The following is an 18215-nucleotide window of genomic DNA, read 5'->3' as shown; positions in this document are numbered from 1 at the left end:
GCACCGCGGTGGCGGTGGCAGCGGTCTCATCGGCGTGGATCTCGGCGTAGGCGACACGGGAATGGTCGTCGATCACCGTGTGCACGAACGCGACCCCGATCTTGGGGTTGCGGTAGGCGTTGCGGGGCTTGCCCGGGGTCGCGGCCCGGTTGCGGTCGCCTTGGGCCCGGCCCACGAACCGGTGCCCGCCGCCATTGGGGATGTTGCCGAACTTGGTGACATCGACATGCAGCAGCGAACCGGGGTGGTCGTGCTCGTAGCGGCGCAGCGGTTCGCCGGTGACCCGGTCGATGCGGGACAGGCGGTTGATCCGGCAGCGCACCAGCACCGCGTGCACCGTCGAGGCGGGCAGGCCGAGCCGGCCGCCGATCTGCACCGGCCCGAGCCGCATGCGCCACCGCAACCGCACGATCGCGCGGACCAGGTGCTCGGGTGTGCGGGCAGGGCTGCGATGCGGGCGTGAGCTGCGATCCGCCATCCCAGCTGCGCCTTCGGCGCGGTAGCGCTCGGCCCATTTGCGAGCGGTCCTGGCGGCGACCATGAACATCTTCGCCGCTGCGGTACAGGTCCAGCCCTGCTCGACGATCAGACGCGCCAGCCGCAGCCGGGTGCGTGGGGTCAGGGTGGCGTTAGGGTGGGACACGAAGGCCTCCGGCAGGTGATGTGGTTCCTCGACAGCTCCACTTCACAGCCGGAGGCCTTCACCTGTCAGCACGACAGGCCGCCACCAGTCACCTCAACTCGGGACAACGTCCCCGGACATCACAGCTAGGGCAGCGGCCAGGTGCGGCCGCCGGGTGCGTCGAGCCAGAACTCCTGGCGGTCGCCGGTCACCGTCACGCCGAACCGGTCGCGGTCCGGCTTGCCCAGCTCGCACCACTCGACGTAGGCCGCCTCGGCGATCTCCCACAGCGCCCGCGGCCCGCCCTGCGCCACCTCGTCGGCGCCGCCGCGCTTGCGGTGGCGGACCCACGAGCCGTCCGGGTGGATCAGGGCGACGCCCGGCGCCTCGTCGTCGCCGCTCTCGCGCACCGCCCGGACGCCGGGCAGCGCCAGCCCCGCGAAGAACTCGAACTGCCGGCGGGGCTGGAGCACCGCCGACATCGGCAGCCGCGTCTGCTCCCAGTCGCCGCGCGACGGCATCGGCAGCGGGCTCGTCTCCGGCAGCCGGTGCGCGCGAAGGGGCATGAAGCGGCCGTCGCGCGCGAGGACGCGGCCCTGCGCTTCGCCGTCTTCGCCGACGACCAGCCGGACGAGCCCGGCGCCGATCGGGCGGTTCAGCGTCGTCACGACCAGCCCGCCCGGTTTCGTCTGCGCCAGCCAGGGGAGCGGGATCTCCGACACCGACGCCGTGCACAGCACCCGGTCGAAGACCGTGCCGGCCGGGAAACCGAGCGCACCGTCGCCCACCGCGCACGCCGGGCGGTACCCCGCCGCCGTCAGCCGCTCGCGCGCCGCGGCGACGATCACCGGGTCGATGTCCACTGTGGACACCTGGCCGGCGCCGCAGCGGTGGCTCAGCAGGGCGGCGTTGTAGCCGGTGCCGGTGCCGATCTCCAGCACGCACTGCCCGTCGCGCACCCGCAGCTCCTCGAGCATGATCGCCATGATCGACGGCATGCTGGACGAGCTCGTCGGGGTCCCGGTGACCGGCCCGGCGCGCCGGGCGAGCTCCCAGCGGTCCGGGTCGTCGTCGAGCTGCGTGACCAGCACGTCCCGGGAGTAGACGGTCTCCAGCCAGCCCGGGTCGCCGTGGTCGACCGCCGCCCACAGGCCGCCCGCCGGCACGAAGAACCGCGGCAGGAAGACGTGCCGCGGGACGGCGCGGAAGGCGGCGATCCACTCCGGCGCGTGCAGCACGTCCTCGTCGAGGAGGTGCTCGACGAGGCGTCGCCGCAGCCGGGCCGAGCGCGTCATGGCACCACGGTAGCGGTGCGCGTCACACCCGATGGTTGCAAGCAGGGTGCTTGCAATAGCTAGCACTCGCGCGTACCGTCGAAGGTGTCGCGAGGAGGTGACCGGATGACGGAGTCCGGTGGGACGTCAGGATCCGGCAGTCCCATGGAGAAGGTCGCGGACATCGCTTCCGACATCGGCGAGTACATCCGCCAGCAGCGCAACACCGCGAAGATCTCGTTGCGCCAGCTGTCGAAGCTCGCCGGCGTGTCCAACCCGTACCTGAGCCAGATCGAGCGCGGGGTCCGCAAGCCCAGCGCGGAGATCCTGCAGCAGATCGCCAAGGGCCTGCGCATTTCGGCGGAAGCGCTGTACGTGCAGGCCGGGATCCTCGACCTGCCGACGGGCGGGCCGGTGGGTGACGCGATCCGCGCCGACGCCGAGCTGACCGAACGGCAGAAACAGGTCCTGCTCGACGTCTACGAATCCTTCCGCCGGGAGAACGCCGCGGCCCGGCCGGCCGCCGAGCCTTCCCCCGCCCCAGCCACGAACACCGAGGAGTCAGCATGACCACCCCCAAGACCGAAGACGTCAAGAAGGCCGTCAACACCGCGTTCGACCAGGTCCGCACGCCGCTGCTCGCCGCGCTCGGCGCCGGCAACCTGGCCACCCACGCCGTCACCGACGCCGTGGCGAAGGCCAAGGAGAACGTGACCAAGAGCGGCGAGGTCGCCCGCAAGAACCTGCAGGAGCTGCCGACCGACGTCGAGAGCCTCCGCGAGAAGCTGGACCCGGCCGAGCTGCGCAAGGTCATCGACGAGTACACCGAGGCCGCGCTCAAGCTGTACAACAAGCTGGCCGAGTCGGGCGAGCAGGCGTGGGACAAGATCGCCACGCAGCCGCAGGTCAAGAAGGCCATCGAGCAGCTCGAAGAGGCCCTGACCACCGCGCAGGGCCAGGCCGAGGTCGTGACCACCGAGGTCCGCGAGCGCGTCGACGGCGTGCTGGCCAAGGTGACCAAGCGCACCCGTTCGGCGGGCGAGAAGACGGCTCGCAAGGTGACCGAGGTCGCCGGCGAGACCGCGGACGCCATCGAGGAGCTGGGTGACGACGTCGCCCACGAGACCCGTTCGGCGAGCCGCAAGGTCGCGAACAAGACGGCCCCGAAGACGGCCGCCCCGGCCCGCCGCACCACGACGTCGACCACGACGAGCGCCGCCGCGAAGAAGCCGGCCGCGCCGAAGACCGACAAGTGACAACGCCGTGAACACCCGGCCCCGTCACCGGACCCCCGGTGGCGGGGCCGGGGTCGTTCGGGCGGTTTGCCGTAAGCTGTCGCTGTGCTAGTCGCCATCTGGATCCTCAATGTCATCCACTGGGGCAGCGCGCTGGTCGGGCTCTTCGCCTTCGTGCACGCGCTGCTCCAGCGCGCCGACGCGTACTCGGCGGCCGACCGCAAGACCAAGCCCGTCTGGATGCTGATCACGGGCGGCGCAACGCTCGCCATGGCCCTGTTCAACGTGATGGGCCCGGGGATGATCTTCTGGGTCCCGGCGATGGCGGCGGTGCTGGTCTACATCGTGGACGTCCGCCCGAAGCTGATCGAGGTCCAACGCGGCGGCTCGAGCTGGTAAACCGGCCGCCGAGTCGTACCCGCCGTGGCCCCGAACCTCGAGCGACCCGCAGTCGTCCCCTCCGACGGGTCAGGCGCCCGCGCCGAGCTGGTAGACCGGCCGCGGGTCATACCCGCCGTGGCCCCGAAGGCCCGGCGGTCGTGACCGTGGCCGGGTCGGTGGCGAACAGCGCGGTTACCCTGGCGACGTGACCTGGACCATCGCCGGGAGCCTCACCGTCGTTCCCGCCCCCACGCGTACTGACCTGCTCGCCGAGCCCGTGGCCAAGGCCCTCGCCGCGCTCGCCGAGCCGGATGCCGTCGGCGTCGCCGAGATCGACCCCTCGCTCGCCGACACCGCCGCCTTCTGCGAGACCTACGGCTCGCCGCTCGAAGCGTCGGCGAACTGCGTCGTCGTCGCCGGCAAGCGCGCCGGCGAAGTCCGCTTCGCGGCCGCGCTCGTGCTCGCGACCACCCGCGCCGACGTCAACGGCGTCATCAAGCGCCGGCTCGACGTCCGCAAGGCGTCGTTCGCACCGATGGACGAGGCCGTCTCGCTGACCGGGATGGAGTACGGCGGCATCACGCCCGTCGGCCTGCCCGCCGAGTGGCCCGTCCTGATCGACCGGCGTGTCGCCGACGCACCCGAGCTCGTCATCGGCAGCGGGATCCGCGGCAGCAAGCTGCTGATCTCCGGCGCCGCGCTGGCCGCCCTGCCCGGCGCCGAGCTCATCGAGGACCTCGCCCGGTGACGTCCGTCTGGCTCCGGTACCTGACCGGCGCCGACATCGACGCGCTCGGTGTCACGGACGCCGACATCGTCGGCGCGGTCGAGGACGTGCTCGCGGACCACGGCCGCGGGCAGGTCGTCTTCGAGCCGCGTACGCACCTCGTGCCGGACAACGGCGGCAAGGGCCACTTCAACATCCTCCGCGGCCACCTGTCCGCGAAGCAGGTCAGTGGCGTGAAGGTCGTCGGTGACTTCGTGGGGAACTTCGAACGGGGCCTCCCTTCGGAAATGGCGTTGATCCTGCTGCTCGACCCGGACACCGGCATGCCGCGGGCCATCGTCGACGGCACGATGATCACCGAGGCCCGTACCGGCGCGATGACCGCCGTCGGCGCGAAGTACCTGGCCCGCCCGGATTCACGGGTGCTCGGGCACATCGGCGCCCGCGGTACCGCCTGGTGGAACGTCGTGCTGCTGGACTCCTTGTTCGACTTCGCCGAGATCCGCGTGACCAGCAAGCGCCCGGAGTCACGCGAGGACTTCGGCCGCCGGCTGTCCGAACGGCTCGGCAAGGACGTCCGCGTCTGCGCCACGGCCGAGGAGACCCTGGACGGCGCGGACATCCAGGTCGAGGCGTCCCGGCTCGTCGAACCCGAGGCGCTGGTGCGCCGCGAGTTCCTCCGGCCGGGCACCTTCCTGGTGCCCTACGGCACGATCAGCGCGCTCGAGCTCACGCTGCTCGACGACATCGACAAGGTCGTGGTCGACGACTGGCGCGAATCGCGGTCCGGCAACCCGCGGTTCGGCGCCCTGCGCCCGCAGCTCAACGCCGGCCTCCTCACCGCGGACGGGGTCCACGCCGAGATCGGCGACATCGTGGCCGGGAAGAAGCCAGGCCGCGAGCACGACGCCGAACGGATCCTGTTCTGGCACCGCGGACTGTCCACAACGGACGTTGCCGTGGCGAACATGATCCTCGCCCGTGCCGAGACTTCCGGCGTCGGCACCATGCTGCCCTACCGATGATCGTCTCCGACAGCGAGTTCGCCGAGAGTGAACGGTTGGTTCTGGATAAACCGCTGGTAGAAGCCCTGAAGCGACGCCGGGAAGAGCTCTTGACGGCCCTTGCGGAGCGAGCGGAACCGGTCTACGGCGTCAACACGGGGATGGGGCGTCTCGCGGGCGTCGCCCTCGACGCGCGGCAGCAGGCGGAGCACCAGCGCAACCTGCTGATCGGCCGCGCGGTCGGCGGGCCGCCGTGGCTGCCGCCCGAGGACGTCCGTGCGCTGCTCGTCGTCCGGTTGCGCGATTTCCTGCGGCCGTGGTCGGGGGTGAGCGCGGAGCTGGTTCAGTTCCTGGTGGACCGCCTGAACGACGGGTTCACGCCCGCTATCCCGCGGTTCGGCCTCGGCAGTTCGGGCGAGATCATCGCGCTGTCGCACGCGTTCCAGACGTTCCTCGGCGTCGGCACGGTCCTGGAGGACGGCGTCGAAGTGCCGGCCGCGTCGGCGCTCGCTCGCCGCGGTGTCGCGCCTTATGTCCTTGGGCCGAAAGAAGGCGCGTCGCTGCTTCAAGGGTCTCCGCTGGCCGTGATGCACGCGCAGCGCGGGTGGACCGAAACGCAACAGCTCATCGACCTGCAGACGCTCGCCGAAGCGATGGCGATCGACGTGCTCGGGGCGCCGCGCGAGGTCTTCGCCCCGGTCATGGCGGGCGGCGACGACCACCTGCGGGCGCTGCTGCACGAGCTGAATTCCCTCGTCGGAATCGGTCCGGTGCGGCCCGGCGTCGTGCAGGCCCCGCTGTCGGTGCGCGTGGCGCCGCGGGCCATCGCGCACGCATCCCGGGTGAACGCCGACCTGCACGAAACCCGGCGGCGCTGGGAAACGATGCCCGGCGATTCGCCGTCTTTCGTCGACGGCTCGTTCATCCCGGGAACGGGGTACCACGCGGTGGACCTGGGCCTGCGGATGGACGCCGTGACGGCGGCGCTGGTGCACCTCGGCGAGCTTTCCGTGCAGCGGACGCACCGCTTGCTGGACGAGCGGTTCAGCGGCCTGCCGGCGCAGCTCACGGCGGATCCGGGGCCGCAGGCGGGGTTGGTGCCGCTGCACAAGCGAGCGGCGGGCGAATTGCACGCGTTGCGCCGGCTCGCGACACCGGCAACGCTCGGTTCGATCGACACGTCGGCCGGCCAGGAGGACGTGCAAGCGTTTTCGTCGGCGGCCGGCGAGCAGCTGCGCGCGGCGGCCACGCACGTTTTCGCGATCACGGCGTGCGAGCTGGTCACGGCGTCCCAGGCCCGGAATTTGGCTGGTGGCAACGGTGTGCCGGGATTGCACGCGGGTTACCGGTGGGTGCGGTCGGTGGTGCCGCCACTGGCCGAGGACCGCCCGCTCGGGCCGGAGATCGAGCGGCTGATCGCGGCCTGCCGCACGGCGTTCTTCGACGATCTGGCGACGCTCACCTGATTTCGCGCGTCTCGCCGCCGTTCGACCCGCGGCCCGCGGCCCGCGGGGGCGCCCCCCGGCTCGACACTATCGCGCGACGCCGACGATTTCAGGGCCATGTCGAGGATATCCACCGGGTTGTCCACAGCCTTGCCCCGATGTGGATAAACGGCCGCCGGAGACCGCCGAATCGGACAGGCGGGCCGGGTGGCGCGCTACGTTCGTCGGTGAGCGCCCTCCGGGGACGCGGGCCCCGGGGAAGGAGGGATACGACGGCGGGTCCGCGTGAAGGTGAGGGTGCGGGCATACGGGCGGAAGCCCAGATCGCGATACAGAGGGAGGGCACCCACGGACTTCGGATGACCGATCACCGGATACACGACGGCTTCGCGAGCGCCGGCGTGGTGGGCCGCGTGCAGCGCGGCGAGGCACACCGCGCGGGCGAGCCCCGTACGACGGAACTCCGGCAAGGTTCCGACGGGCTCCAGCTCGCCGACGGCATTGCGCTCGTCGAGCCAGACCAGGCACTGGGCGGCGAACCGGCCGTCGGGTGCTTCGGCGACCCAATCCAGTTCGGCCCGGTACGGCCAGGCGCTCATGACGTTGCGGTAGCTCGGTTCGGTCACCCGCGACGGGTGCCAGACCGCCCGGTGCACCGCCACCCGGCGGCCCACGTCGTCCGGCGTGATCGGCCGGACACTGAACCCACCGGGCACCACGGGCTCGGGCAGATCCACGAGGAGGCGAGACATATACGACTGGAAAACCGGACCTTCCTGCAGCGCGTAACCGCTGCGCTCCAGAGCGGCGACGGCATGCTCCTCGGCGTCGAGCACGGTGACACTGAGCTCGTCGGCGGAGGCGGTGCCTTCGAACCAGCCGAGCACCTCGGACGCGAGCCCGGGGCGCGCCGGGTCCACGAGCAGCGCGAGTTCACCGGGTAGCGAAATCCACCCCCAGGCCACGACTTCGCCATCCGCTTCCCACAGCACGGTCGGCCACTCGGCTTCCCGGACGGCGTGCTGGAACCGCTGCCACGCGAGATCCCCGACGTGCACCGAACTCGCCTTCGACCAGACCCGCCGGGCCAGGCTCTGCATGGCCCGCAGGTCGGCCGGACCGGTGTAACCGCGGCGCGTGACGACGGGCATGGGCACAATCGTCCTGTGCCGCGCCGGCCTCAGCCAAGCGGTTTTACCGGGAAGGGTGGGCGTGGACGCCGGACTGCTCGGACGTGCGGCCGCGATGTTCGCGGTGACGAACGTCGACGACCTGGTGCTGCTCGCGGTGTTCTTCGGCCAGGTGGCCGGCCGCCGCGGTGAGCTCAAGGTCGTGGGCGGCCAGTTCCTCGGCTTCGCGGCGATCCTGGCGGTGTCGGTCGCGGGGGCGCTCGGAGCCGGGCTGCTCCCGGACGGTGCGGTCCGCTGGCTGGGCGTGCTGCCGGTGCTGCTCGGACTCCGCGCGGCCTGGCAGGCACGGCACCAGGACGACACCGAGCCGGCGCCCGCGACCGGGCTGGTCGGGATAGCGCTGGTGTGCTTCGCCAACGGCGGGGACAACGTCGGCGTGTACGTGCCGGCGTTCGCGGCTACCGGGCCTGCGGGCCTGGGGGGCTACGTGGTGGTGTTCCTGGCGGGCGTGGCGGTGTGGTGCGTCGCGGGCCGGTTCCTGGCCACCCGGCCGGGGGTCGCCCGCGTGCTCGCTCGCTGGGGGCACGTGGTGCTGCCGGCGGTCCTGATCGGACTCGGCGTGCTGATCCTGCTGGGTGCTTTCTAGCGGATCGGCAGGGCGGTGCTGGGCGCGCCGGTCAGTCGCGGCGGGCGTTCTGCAACGCCAGGCCGCGCGGTGTCGCCAGCTTGGTCAACAACGCGAACGCGCCGTCGCACACCAGCGCCAGGATCACCGCTGCCAGGCCGCCCGCGAAGATTTCGCCGTAGCCTTGGGCGCCCAACGCGAAGCCGTCGACTATGTAGCGGCCGAGGCCGCCTCCGTCGTTGACGATCGCTCCGATGGCCACCGTGGCGATCAGCTGGAGGAACGACACGCGCGCGCCCGCCAGGATCACCGGCGACGCCAGAGGGAACTCCAGGCGCGCCATGATCTGCCACTCGCGGTAACCCGTGCCGCGGGCGGCGTCGACCGTCTCCTGCTCCAGGGACACCACGCCCGCGTACGTGTTCGTGAACAGCGGGGGCATCGCCAAGGCGACCAACGCCAGCAGCAACGGCCAGAACGTCGTGTCCCACTCCCAGCGGCTGGCCAGGAACCAGAACAGGATGATCAACCCGAAACTCGGGATCGCGCGGCCGATGTTCACCGCGCTGCTCGCGAGGAACGCGCCGCGGCGGTAGTGGGCCAGCCACAGGGCCGCCGGGATCGTCAGCACCGCCGCGATCACCAACGCCAGCAGGGAAAACCTGAGGTGCTCCAGTGTCCGGTACGGCACGCCCGCGCGGTCCGTCCAGCTCCACCGGTTCGGCTCGGCCAACCACGCGTTCAACTGGTCGAAGAAGCTCATCGCGCCTTCCGGGTCCACGGGGTCAGCAGGCGCTCGCCGAGCCACAGCAGCAGGTCGACGACCACCGCCAGCACCACCGACAGGCCCATGCCGACGATGATCTCGGTCGGGTTGGGCGTGGTGTTCTGGATGCCGGCGCGGATGAAGTAGCCGAGGCCGCCCAGGCCGAGCATGGACGTCACGGTGACCAGGCCGATCGTCGTCACCGCGGCCACGCGCAGGCCCGCGATCACCACCGGCAGGGCCAGCGGCAGCTCGATCTGCCAGAGCATCCGCGTGCGTGTGTAGCCCATCCCGATCGCGGCTTCCCGGACTTCCTTGGGCACCTGGTCGACGCCGGTGACGATGTTGCGGACCAGGATGAGCAGCGTGTACGTCGCGAGCGGGATCATCGCGGTCACGAACGTCAGCCCGAAGAACGGCGCCAGCACGGCGAACGCGCCCAGGCTCGGGATCACGTACAGCGCGCCCGTGGTGCCCAGGATGATCCCGTACGACCAGCGGTAACGCAGGGCCAGCACGGCCAGCCCGATCGAAACCACCAGGCCGATGCCCAGCGCCGCGCCGGTCAGGGAGATGTGCTCGACGAGCCGGTAGACGATGGCGTCGGCGTTGCGGTCCACCCACTTCCACTGGAAGATCGGGGGTCCGCTGTCGGCGGCCAAGGGCGTCACCGCGGTCACGTGCACCGGCCGACCCTACCCCGATCGGGCGGGAAAATTCCGCCGGTTGGGAATTCTGGGGTCTTCGTCCCACGATGTGGTTTCTTGTCGGTGGACGGGGCTAGGGTCCTTTCGTCTGTTCGAGTGACGAGGGAGTGGGATTCGTGCGCTGGTTCCGGAACGCGTCCGTGGTGGCGGTGGCCGTCGCGGCAACGCTCGGTTTGGCCGCCTGCGGCGGCAGCGACAGCGGTGACAAGCCCGCCGCGCAGGGCAAGGGCGGGGCGCCGATCGTCGTCGCGTCCTTCAACTTCACCGACAGCCAGATCCTGGCCGAGATCTACGCGCAGGCGCTGGAGGCCAAGGGCTACCCGGTCACGCGCAAGCTGAACCTGGGGTCGCGGGAGCTGATCTACCCGTCGCTGAAGTCCGGCGAACTGCAGTTCATCCCGGAGTACCAGGGCGCGGCGATCACGACCGGCTTCGGCAAGGAGGCCGGCAAGACCGCGGCGGAGGAGCACGACCAGCTGGCGAAGCTGTTCGAGCCCAGCGGCGTCGGCCTGCTGAACTTCGCGCCGGCCGAGGACAAGAACACCTACATCATCAAGTCCGACCTGGCCAAGGACAAGGGGATCGCATCGATCAGCGACCTCAAGAAGCTGGACAAGGTCATCATGGCGGGGCCGCCGGAGTGCGAGAAGCGGCTTCCGTGCTACCTCGGCTTCAAGGACGTCTACAAGCTGACGAACATCAGCTTCCAGACGATCCAGGAGGCCGGGCCGCGGGTCGAGCAGCTCAAGTCCGGGGCCGTCACGGTCATCCCGGTCGACTCGGTCAGCCCGCTGACCGGCGACTCGAAGTACACCGTGCTGAAGGACGACCTCAACATCGTGCCGACCGAGAACGTGGTGCCGGCGGTGAACAAGAAGGTGCTCGACGAGCGCGGCGCCGACTTCGCCACGGCGGTGAACGCGGTCAGCGCGAAGCTGACGACGGACGTGATGCGCGACCTGAACAAGAAGGTCGACTCCGACGGCGAGCAGGCCGCGGACGTCGCGAAGGACTGGCTGGCCCAGGCCGGTCTCTGACCCGAACCGCCGGCCGCCCGGACGAGGGCGGCCGGCGGTGGTCAGGCCGGTTCACGCTTCACCCGCTCGCGGGTCGTCGGCCGGGCGGCTTCGTGCACCACCTGCTCGCGGGTCGTCGGCGGGATCGATCTGGCCGGATACTCCTCAGGCCGTTCCGCTGACCACCCACGCGCGGGCCGTCAGCGGGATCGAGCCGTCCGGGTTCGTCGGCAGATGGGTGCGCAGCAAATCTCGGATCCGGTCACGATGGGACTCCGGCAGCGTCGCCAGGTACGCCGGGCCCGGGCCTTGCCGGCCGAGGAACGGCTGCCAGTAGTCGTCGAAGTTCGCGAATGGTGTGGGGATCGTGAGCTCGTCGACCGTCACCGCCGTCAGGCCCGCTTCCGTCCACAACCGGCCGAACGGCTCCGGGCGGCAGAGTGGGTACCGGCGGCCTTCGTGCAGGTCCGCGGCCGCCGGGTCGGTTTTGGCTGCGGCGTCCCAAAAGTGCCGGAGCAGCTCCATGCCGTGGGCCAGGTCCCACACGTAGGCCACGGCGCGGCCGCCCGGGGCGGTCACGCGCTTGATCTCCGCCGCGGCCGTCGCCGGGTCCGGTACGAAGTTGAGGACCAGCCCGGACGCCACGACGTCGAAGCGGTCGTCCGGGAAGGGCAGCTCGCGAGCGTCGGCGAGGGTGAACGACGCCCGCGGGTCGGGCACGCGCTCGCGGGCGGCCGCCAGGAACCCCTCGGACGGGTCCACGCCGGCCACCTCCGCCGGGTCGGCCGCGGCCAGCACCGCCGCCGTCAGCGCGCCGGTGCCGCAGCCGACGTCGAGCCAGCGGCGGCTCGGCGGGACGTCGAGCTGCCGCACGAACGCTTCCGCGAGCCGGCGGCTCCACCGCCCCATGAACGCCTCGTACGCGTCGCCCGACTGCCACATGGGACGCAGTACAGCACAAACCCGCTGGTCAGCCGTTGGCCAGGTCGCCCGTTGCCGTGTGACCCGCCGACGTCGCCCGGCTCAGGAAGCCGGCGATCAGGGCCAGCTCCTCCTCGCTGTAGCCGGCGCACAGCTCGTCCATCGCCGTGTTCATCCCCGCGTAGAGCCGGAACAGCTCGCCGGTGCGGCCGCGGACGGCGCGCACCGCCACCGAACGGCGGTCGGCGGCCTCCGGGTCGCGCTCGCGGACGATCCAGCCGCCCTTCTGCAGGCGGTCGAGGATGCCCGTCATCGTCGCCGGGTGCAGGCCCGCGCGGCGGGCCAGCGCGCTCGGGCTCAGCGGGCCGTGCCGCCCGATCAGCTCCAGGCAGTCCAGGTCGACGTCCTTGAGCGCCAGGTGCGCGCTGACCTGGTGGTTCAGCAGCGACAGCTGGTTGCGCAGCTCCCGCAGCGACTCCTTCACCGCCACCGTCGACCGGCGGTGCGCTCCCGAACCCATGCCGGGCAGCCTAACCGCCGAGGGCCATCCGCGTGTACGCGCGGACGTCGGCGTCCGAGTCCGTCCGGCGCGCCCGCAGCCGCTCGGCCACCGCCGGTTGCGCCGCCCACTTGCCCAGCGCCTGGACGGCCGCGCGCCGGACGTTCGGGTGCTCGTCGGACAACGCCGCCAGCAGCGGCTCCGACGGCGTGGCCAGCGCGCCCAGGGCCGTCGCCGCCCCGCGCCGCACCTGCCACGCCGGGTCGGCCACCGCCGCGGCCGCCAGCCGGGCCAGGTCGCCGCCGCAGCCGAGGTCGGCCGCGGCCGTCAACGCGGCCGCGCGGACCAGCGGGTCCGGGTCCGCCGCCAGCGCCGCGACCGTGTCCGTCGAGCGCGGGTCGCCGATCGTCCCCAGCCCGGCCGCCGCCGCGACGCGGATCTCGCGTGACGCGTCCGAGGCCGCCTCCGCCAGCGCCGAGGCGGCGTCCAGCGACACCAGGCCGCGGACCGCCTCCAGCCGGACGACGACCGCCGGGTCGGCCAGCGAGGCGGCGAACAACGGCGCATCGCCGAGCCGCAGCGCCCGCAGGACGTCCAGGGCCACCGACCGCACGTCCGCGTCGGACACCGACCGCGCCGACCGCAGCCCGTCTCCGAGGGGAGAAGACGGCGGCAGCACCTCCACCAGCTCCCGCAGCCCGGCCGCCGCCGCGGCCCGCACCCGGGCGTCGATGTCGTGCAACGCCGTGACCAGCGCGGCCCCGAAGCCGTCCGGGGCCGACTCGGTGAGCGCCGCGATCGCCGTCGTGCGCACCTCGGCGTCCGGATCGGCCAAATAGGACGCCAGCGCCTCGAGGGACGGCTGCTCCTGCGCGAGGGCGACGACTTCCAGCACCCGCGGCGACGAATGCATCCGCGCCGGCGCCGCGGTGACGACGTCCGGCGGGGTGTGCCCGGTGAACGCCGTGTGCGTGCCGAGGACCTCGGGCGCGAACTCCGGCACCGAGAACTCCGGCACCGGCACGACGTACGGCGGCACCGGCCGCTTGACGAACTCCATCTCGCCGGCCGCCGTCCTGCGCAGGTTCAGGTGCGCCAGCCACGAGACGTCGTCGCGGCCCGGGTGGTCGGTCCGGTCGTGGTACAGCCCCCACCGGCTCTCGGTCCGCACCAGCGACGCCCGCGCCGCCATCTCGGCGCAGTCCCGGATGAACGTCACCTCGGCGCACCGCATCAGCTCGTGCGGTGTTCGCGCGCCCATCGAGGCGATTTCGCCGGACATCCGCGCGAACGTCTCCAGCGCGATCTCCAGCTTCGCCGTCGTCTTGGGCGGCGCCACGTAGTCGTTGACGAACCGGCGCAGCTTGTACTCCACCTGCTGCTGCGGCGGACCGTCTGGAGTGGACAGTGGCCGGTAGATCAGCTCGTGGGCGAGCGCGATCTGGTCCTCGGGCAAGGCGACGAGCGGGCGCAGCGAGCCCGAAGCGTGCGCACCCGCGAGGTCGCCGTAGACGAACGCGCCGATCATGTAGTTGTGCGGCACGCAGGCGAGGTCGCCCGCCGCGTACAGGCCCGGCACGGTCGTCGCGCCGTTCTCGTCGACCCAGACCCCGGACGCCGAATGCCCGCCGCACAGCCCGATTTCCGAGATGTGCATCTCGACGTCGTGGGTGCGGTAGTCGTGGCCGCGGGTGGCGTGGAACGTCCCGCGCGTCGGCCGTTCGGTCGTGTGCAGGATGTTCTCCAGCGCGCCGAGCGTCTCCTCCGGCAGGTGCGTCAGTTTGAGGTAGATCGGCCCGCGCGCCGACGAGATCTCGCGCGCCACCTCGGCCATCATCTGCCCGGACCAGTAGTCGCAGTCGACGAACCGGTCGCCGGCCGCGTTGACCTGGTAGCCGCCGAACGGGTTGGCGACGTAGGCGCAGGCCGGGCCGTTGTAGTCCTTGATCAGCGGGTTGATCTGGAAGCACTCGATCCCCGACAGCTCGGCGCCCGCGTGGTACGCCATCGCGTAGCCGTCGCCCGCGTTGGTCGGGTTCTCGTACGTGCCGTAGAGGTAGCCGCTCGCCGGCAGCCCCAGCCGTCCACACGGGCCGGTCGCGAGAATCACCGCGGACGCCGAGACCGTGACGAACTCGCCGGTCCGCGTGTTGAACCCGGCGGCGCCGACCGCGCGCCCGCCGGAGGTCAGCACCCGCACCGGCATCACGCGGTTCTCGATCGTGATGCGCTCGCGCATGTGCTTCGCGCGCAGCACGCGGTACAGCACCTTCTTGATGTCCTTGCCCTCCGGCATCGGCAGGACGTAGCTGCCGGACCGGTGCACGCGCCGCACGGCGTACTCGCCGTACTCGTCCTTTTCGAACTTGACGCCGTACTTCTCCAGCCGCTGCACCATGGCGAACCCGCGGCGCGCGGTCTGGTACACAGTGGACTGGTTGACGACGCCGTCGTTGGCGCGGGTGATCTCGGCGACGTAGTCCTCCGGCGTCGCCTTGCCCGGGATGACCGCGTTGTTGACGCCGTCCATGCCCATCGCCAGCGCGCCCGAATGCCGGACGTGCGCTTTCTCCAGCAGCAGCACGTTCGCGCCGTTCTCGGCGGCGGTCAGCGCGGCCATGGTGCCGGCCGTGCCGCCGCCGATGACGAGGACGTCCGTCTCGAAGTGGGTCCGCGTGGACACCGGCGGTGCCTCGAACGTCATGCCGCCACCAGCCCGTCCAGCACCTCGGCGCGCTCGGTTTCCACCGCGGGCTCGGCCGTCCGCGGCCGCGACGACTCGACGACCTTCGCCAGCCGCCCGTCGCGGGTCAGCACCGCCACGCGGTCGGCCAGGAACAGCGCCTCGTCGACGTCGTGGGTTACGAACACCACCGTCGTCGGCCGCTTGCGCCAGACGTCGACGAGCAGGCGCTGCATGGCCGTGCGGGTCTGGGCGTCCAGCGCCCCGAACGGCTCGTCCGCCAGGATCACCCGCGGCGAACCGGCCAGGGTGCGGGCGAGCTGGACGCGCTGGCGCATGCCGCCGGACAGCTCCCGCGGCAGGTGGTCCTCGTAGCCGGCCAGCCCGACCTGCGTCAGCCACGACTCCGCTTCGGACCGCCGCTGGGCCCGCGGCACGCGCCGGATGGCCAGCGGCAGCTCGACGTTGCGGCGCACCGAACGCCACGGCAGCAGCCCGTCGTCCTGGAACACCAGCGCGCGCTCGGCCGACGTCCCGGTCACCGGGACACCCGCGGACAGGACCCGGCCCGACGACACCGGCAGCAGCCCGGCCAGGGTGCGCAGCAGCGTCGACTTGCCGCAGCCGGACGGCCCGGTGACGGCCAGAATTTCGGCGTCGCCGACTTCGAGGTCGACGCCGGTCAGCACCGGCCGCGGTCCGTAGTGGACGGTCAGGTTCTCGATGCGCAGGGTCACGAGTTCTCCCCTCGGGGCAGCCAGCGGGTGGCGCGGCGGCCGAGTAGTTCGACGGCGGCCGACGTGAGCCAGCCGAGCAGGCCGATGGTGAGCATCCCGACGATCACGCCGGGGTAGTCGACGACGGTGTACGCCTGCCACGTCCGGTAGCCGACGCCGAATTCACCGGAGATCATCTCCGCCGAGATCACGCAGATCCACGAGACGCCCATGCCGACGGACAGGCCGCCGAACACGCCGGGCAGCGCGCCCGGCAGCACGACGTTCCACAGCACGCGCCGCCGCGAGCCGCCCATCGTGCGGATCGCGTCCTCCCAGACCACCGGCAGCGCGCGCACCGCGTGCCGCGTGCTGACCACGACCGGGAAGAACGCGGCGACGAAGGTGATGAAGACGATGCCCTGCTCGTTGCTGGGGAACAGCAGGATCGCGATCGGCACCATGGCGATGGCCGGGATCGGCCGCAGCACCTCCAGCAGCGGCTGGACGACGTCGGACGTGCCGCGGGAGCGCGCGATCGCCGTGCCGAGCGCGATGCCGAACACCGCGGCCAGCGCGAAACCGGTCACGATCCGGCGCAGGGAATCGAGCAGGTCCTGGTAGTAGACGGCGGTGCCGAGCTGGTAGCCGAGGTCGCGGGCGACCTCGACCGGCGTCGGCAGGCGGTCGAAGTGCAGCCACAGATCGACGTCGAACGCCGTCAGCAGCTCCCACACGACCAGCGCGGCGACGATGCTGCCCGCGCGGACGGCGAGCCGGCTGACGCGCCGTCTCGGCGGCGGCGGCGGGGCTTCGACGACGGTGGGTTCGTGTTCGAGGGTCTGGGTCATCGGGACTCCTCCACGGCTTGCGCGTAGCTGACGATCGAGCCGGGGTGTCCGGCCAGGTGGGCGCGGGCGCCGTCTTCGGTGGTGAACGGCAGCAGCGCGCCGCCCGCGTCCCGCACCCAGACGGCCTTGTCGGCGAACCAGCGGGTGCCCGTGGCCGCGTCCGGGACGTAGGCGGCGCGCACCGGCTTTCCCGCGTGGGCCACGGCTTCGAGCAGGCACGCCGGTGTCGCCGCGGGGTGCGTCACGGACTCCCCGGCCAGCCACAGCTCGCCGGCGGTCCGCGGATCGGTGACCGGTTGCGAGCACGTGGTGTCGAACCCGGTGACCGGCGCCGAATTGTCCAATGAGGACGCTGCGGTGTCGTAAGCCGGACCGTAGATCTCACGCAGGTAGCGGTCGTCGACGAACGCGCCGAGGTCGAGCTCCTTGATGTTGCCGATCGAACGCAGGAACGGCGCGTCCGTCGCCAGCGCGTCGACCAGCGGGCGCTTCAGCGGCAGGTCGAAGGTGACCATGCCGCCGGCGCCGTTGTAGAGGTAGACGACCTCGGCCGGCAGCTTGGTCGCGGAGGCCACCTTCACCGCGGCGTCCATCGGGTGCGCGTGCAGGTAATCGGTAGCATCGCGTTGCGCGCGCAGGAACTCCGTGACGACGTCGTGGTGACTGTCCGCATAGGACTTCCGGATGACGACGCCGTGCCACGTCGGCAGGTTCAGCGCCGAGCCGTCGTAGAGCAGCCGCGCCTGGTTCGCGAACACGAGCTGCCCGGGCCACGCGACGAACTGGCCGAGCGCGTCGACCGCGCCGGACTGCAGCCCGGACACGCCGACCGCGGGCGCCTGGTTCTGCAGGTGGACGTCGTCGGGGCCGATGCCGATGTTCTGCAGGGCGTGCACGGTGGTGCCGTGCCCGGCCGAGCCGATGCTGGCCGAGATCTTCTTCCCGCGCAGGTCGGCCAGGGTGTGGGCCGGCGAGCCCGGCGGCACGACGACCATGTTCAGCGCGCCCAGGAGGTTGTAGCCGGTGGCCGCGACCAGCTTGGTCCGGCCGTCGCCGAATTCCTGCGTGCGGGAACCGTTGATGAGCAACGGGTAGTCGCCCATCGAGCCGATGTCGATCTTGCCGGCCACCATCTGCGCGGTGATCGGCGCGCCGGTCGAGTAGTCCTGCCAGGTGACGTGATAGCGCTTCCCGTCCCGCCGGCCCAGGTCGGTGAGGCGCTTCTCGAACGACCCGAGCGACCGCAGCAGCGTGCCCGCGGTGACGGTGTTGATCGTCTTCGACTGGTAGCCGATGACGACGTCGACGTCGTCCGAAGTGGACGCGTTCGCGGTGCAGCCCGCGGCCAGCAGCGCGGCGGCGAGCAGGATCCGGACGCCCTTCACCGCAGCAGGTACGGCATGGTGATGGTCACCGCGCCGGTCGGGCAGCGCGCCGCGCACGGCCCGCAGTACCAGCACTCGTCGACGTGCATGTACGCCTTGTCGGTGTCCGGGTCGATGGCGAGGGAGTCGAGCGGGCACATGTCGACGCAGAGCCGGCAGCCGTCGAGGCACTTCGACTCGTCGATGGTGACCGGGACGTCGACCCGGTTCGGCACGAGGGGCACGGCG

19 protein-coding genes and 1 pseudogene are annotated in these 18215 nt (G+C 71.7%); 8 read left to right on the top strand and 12 right to left on the bottom strand.

Annotated elements, in window-relative coordinates:
* Both C2L59_RS24975 and C2L59_RS24970 read right to left on the bottom strand, forming a co-directional pair.
* Positions 1–643: leucine zipper domain-containing protein (locus tag C2L59_RS24975; protein WP_103351945.1), on the bottom strand; the 643-nt coding region annotated here is incomplete at its 3' end.
* Between the two features lie 125 nt (positions 644–768).
* Positions 769–1917: a methyltransferase domain-containing protein gene (locus C2L59_RS24970; RefSeq protein WP_103351939.1), complete on the bottom strand. Its 1149-nt coding sequence runs from the start codon at positions 1915–1917 to the stop codon at positions 769–771.
* A gap of 144 nt (positions 1918–2061) precedes the next feature.
* On the opposite strand from C2L59_RS24970, the gene C2L59_RS24965 reads away from it, so the two are divergent.
* From C2L59_RS24965 to C2L59_RS24940, 6 genes are all read left to right on the top strand, one after another.
* Positions 2062–2466, top strand: a complete 405-nt coding sequence (locus tag C2L59_RS24965; protein ID WP_103351938.1) for a helix-turn-helix domain-containing protein — start codon at positions 2062–2064, stop codon at positions 2464–2466.
* Positions 2463–3152 (top strand): hypothetical protein, encoded by a 690-nt coding sequence (locus tag C2L59_RS24960; RefSeq protein ID WP_103351937.1) that lies wholly within the window; start codon positions 2463–2465, stop codon positions 3150–3152. The genes C2L59_RS24965 and C2L59_RS24960 overlap by 4 nt, the downstream gene beginning before the upstream one ends.
* A gap of 84 nt (positions 3153–3236) precedes the next feature.
* Positions 3237–3530: a DUF2516 family protein gene (locus C2L59_RS24955; RefSeq protein WP_103351936.1), complete on the top strand. Its 294-nt coding sequence runs from the start codon at positions 3237–3239 to the stop codon at positions 3528–3530.
* Between the two features lie 187 nt (positions 3531–3717).
* Positions 3718–4260: a YbaK/EbsC family protein gene (locus tag C2L59_RS24950; protein WP_103351935.1), complete on the top strand. Its 543-nt coding sequence runs from the start codon at positions 3718–3720 to the stop codon at positions 4258–4260.
* Positions 4257–5264: an ornithine cyclodeaminase family protein gene (locus tag C2L59_RS24945; RefSeq protein ID WP_103351934.1), complete on the top strand. Its 1008-nt coding sequence runs from the start codon at positions 4257–4259 to the stop codon at positions 5262–5264. The genes C2L59_RS24950 and C2L59_RS24945 overlap by 4 nt, the downstream gene beginning before the upstream one ends.
* On the top strand, positions 5261–6709 hold the full coding sequence (locus C2L59_RS24940; RefSeq protein WP_103351933.1) for an aromatic amino acid lyase: 1449 nt from the start codon (positions 5261–5263) through the stop codon (positions 6707–6709). The genes C2L59_RS24945 and C2L59_RS24940 overlap by 4 nt, the downstream gene beginning before the upstream one ends.
* Positions 6710–6903: 194 nt before the next feature.
* Here the strand turns inward: C2L59_RS24940 and C2L59_RS47150 are convergent, their stop codons facing one another.
* Positions 6904–7839 carry a GNAT family N-acetyltransferase gene (locus C2L59_RS47150; RefSeq protein WP_146060427.1) on the bottom strand — a complete coding sequence of 312 codons (936 nt, stop codon included), beginning with the start codon at positions 7837–7839 and terminating at the stop codon, positions 6904–6906.
* Between the two features lie 61 nt (positions 7840–7900).
* Between C2L59_RS47150 and C2L59_RS24930 the strand changes: the two genes are divergently transcribed.
* Positions 7901–8464, top strand: coding sequence for a cadmium resistance transporter (locus C2L59_RS24930; RefSeq protein ID WP_103351944.1), 564 nt, complete (start codon positions 7901–7903; stop codon positions 8462–8464).
* A 31-nt stretch (positions 8465–8495) separates the two neighbouring features.
* Here the strand turns inward: C2L59_RS24930 and C2L59_RS24925 are convergent, their stop codons facing one another.
* On the bottom strand, positions 8496–9206 hold the full coding sequence (locus C2L59_RS24925) for an ABC transporter permease (protein WP_103351943.1): 711 nt from the start codon (positions 9204–9206) through the stop codon (positions 8496–8498).
* Positions 9203–9895, bottom strand: coding sequence for an ABC transporter permease (locus tag C2L59_RS24920; RefSeq protein WP_103351932.1), 693 nt, complete (start codon positions 9893–9895; stop codon positions 9203–9205). Before C2L59_RS24920 ends, C2L59_RS24925 begins: the two co-directional genes overlap by 4 nt.
* Positions 9896–10032: 137 nt before the next feature.
* Here C2L59_RS24920 and C2L59_RS24915 point away from each other — a divergent pair, with 137 nt between their 5' ends.
* Complete coding sequence (locus tag C2L59_RS24915) at positions 10033–10953, top strand: ABC transporter substrate-binding protein (RefSeq protein ID WP_103351942.1); 921 nt, start codon at positions 10033–10035, stop codon at positions 10951–10953.
* Between the two features lie 144 nt (positions 10954–11097).
* Here the strand turns inward: C2L59_RS24915 and C2L59_RS24910 are convergent.
* From C2L59_RS24910 to C2L59_RS24880, 7 genes and pseudogenes are all read right to left on the bottom strand, one after another.
* A pseudogene (locus C2L59_RS24910) lies at positions 11098–11892 on the bottom strand (class I SAM-dependent methyltransferase); the annotation flags it as partial.
* A gap of 10 nt (positions 11893–11902) precedes the next feature.
* A complete protein-coding gene (locus tag C2L59_RS24905) occupies positions 11903–12373 on the bottom strand; it encodes a MarR family transcriptional regulator (protein WP_103351930.1) in 471 nt (156 codons plus the stop codon).
* A gap of 10 nt (positions 12374–12383) precedes the next feature.
* Positions 12384–15056, bottom strand: coding sequence for a fumarate reductase/succinate dehydrogenase flavoprotein subunit (locus C2L59_RS24900; protein WP_103351929.1), 2673 nt, complete (start codon positions 15054–15056; stop codon positions 12384–12386).
* A complete protein-coding gene (locus C2L59_RS24895) occupies positions 15053–15772 on the bottom strand; it encodes an ABC transporter ATP-binding protein (protein WP_103351928.1) in 720 nt (239 codons plus the stop codon). Before C2L59_RS24895 ends, C2L59_RS24900 begins: the two co-directional genes overlap by 4 nt.
* Positions 15769–16602: an ABC transporter permease gene (locus C2L59_RS24890; protein ID WP_103351927.1), complete on the bottom strand. Its 834-nt coding sequence runs from the start codon at positions 16600–16602 to the stop codon at positions 15769–15771. Before C2L59_RS24890 ends, C2L59_RS24895 begins: the two co-directional genes overlap by 4 nt.
* Positions 16599–17987, bottom strand: a complete 1389-nt coding sequence (locus C2L59_RS24885) for an ABC transporter substrate-binding protein (protein ID WP_103351926.1) — start codon at positions 17985–17987, stop codon at positions 16599–16601. The genes C2L59_RS24890 and C2L59_RS24885 overlap by 4 nt, the downstream gene beginning before the upstream one ends.
* A complete protein-coding gene (locus tag C2L59_RS24880; RefSeq protein WP_103351925.1) occupies positions 17984–18211 on the bottom strand; it encodes a ferredoxin family protein in 228 nt (75 codons plus the stop codon). The genes C2L59_RS24885 and C2L59_RS24880 overlap by 4 nt, the downstream gene beginning before the upstream one ends.
* Between the last annotated feature and the right edge of the window lie 4 nt (positions 18212–18215).

The organism is Amycolatopsis sp. CA-128772 (genome assembly GCF_002904295.1).
Taxonomy (GTDB): domain Bacteria; phylum Actinomycetota; class Actinomycetes; order Mycobacteriales; family Pseudonocardiaceae; genus Amycolatopsis.
Note: the sequence above shows the minus strand (reverse complement) of the source record. Positions and strands in the feature narration are given on the sequence as shown.

Excerpts from the sequence above, each read along its gene's own strand:
- C2L59_RS24970 (WP_103351939.1), bottom strand. The coding sequence starts at position 1,917 with ATGACGCGCTCGGCCCGGCTGCGGCGACGCCTCGTCGAGCACCTCCTC.
- C2L59_RS24965 (WP_103351938.1), top strand. The coding sequence starts at position 2,062 with ATGGAGAAGGTCGCGGACATCGCTTCCGACATCGGCGAGTACATCCGC.
- C2L59_RS24960 (WP_103351937.1), top strand. The coding sequence starts at position 2,463 with ATGACCACCCCCAAGACCGAAGACGTCAAGAAGGCCGTCAACACCGCG.
- C2L59_RS24940 (WP_103351933.1), top strand. The coding sequence starts at position 5,261 with ATGATCGTCTCCGACAGCGAGTTCGCCGAGAGTGAACGGTTGGTTCTG.
- C2L59_RS47150 (WP_146060427.1), bottom strand. The coding sequence starts at position 7,839 with ATGCCCGTCGTCACGCGCCGCGGTTACACCGGTCCGGCCGACCTGCGG.
- C2L59_RS24925 (WP_103351943.1), bottom strand. The coding sequence starts at position 9,206 with ATGAGCTTCTTCGACCAGTTGAACGCGTGGTTGGCCGAGCCGAACCGG.
- C2L59_RS24905 (WP_103351930.1), bottom strand. The coding sequence starts at position 12,373 with ATGGGTTCGGGAGCGCACCGCCGGTCGACGGTGGCGGTGAAGGAGTCG.
- C2L59_RS24900 (WP_103351929.1), bottom strand. The coding sequence starts at position 15,056 with ATGACGTTCGAGGCACCGCCGGTGTCCACGCGGACCCACTTCGAGACG.
- C2L59_RS24890 (WP_103351927.1), bottom strand. The coding sequence starts at position 16,602 with ATGACCCAGACCCTCGAACACGAACCCACCGTCGTCGAAGCCCCGCCG.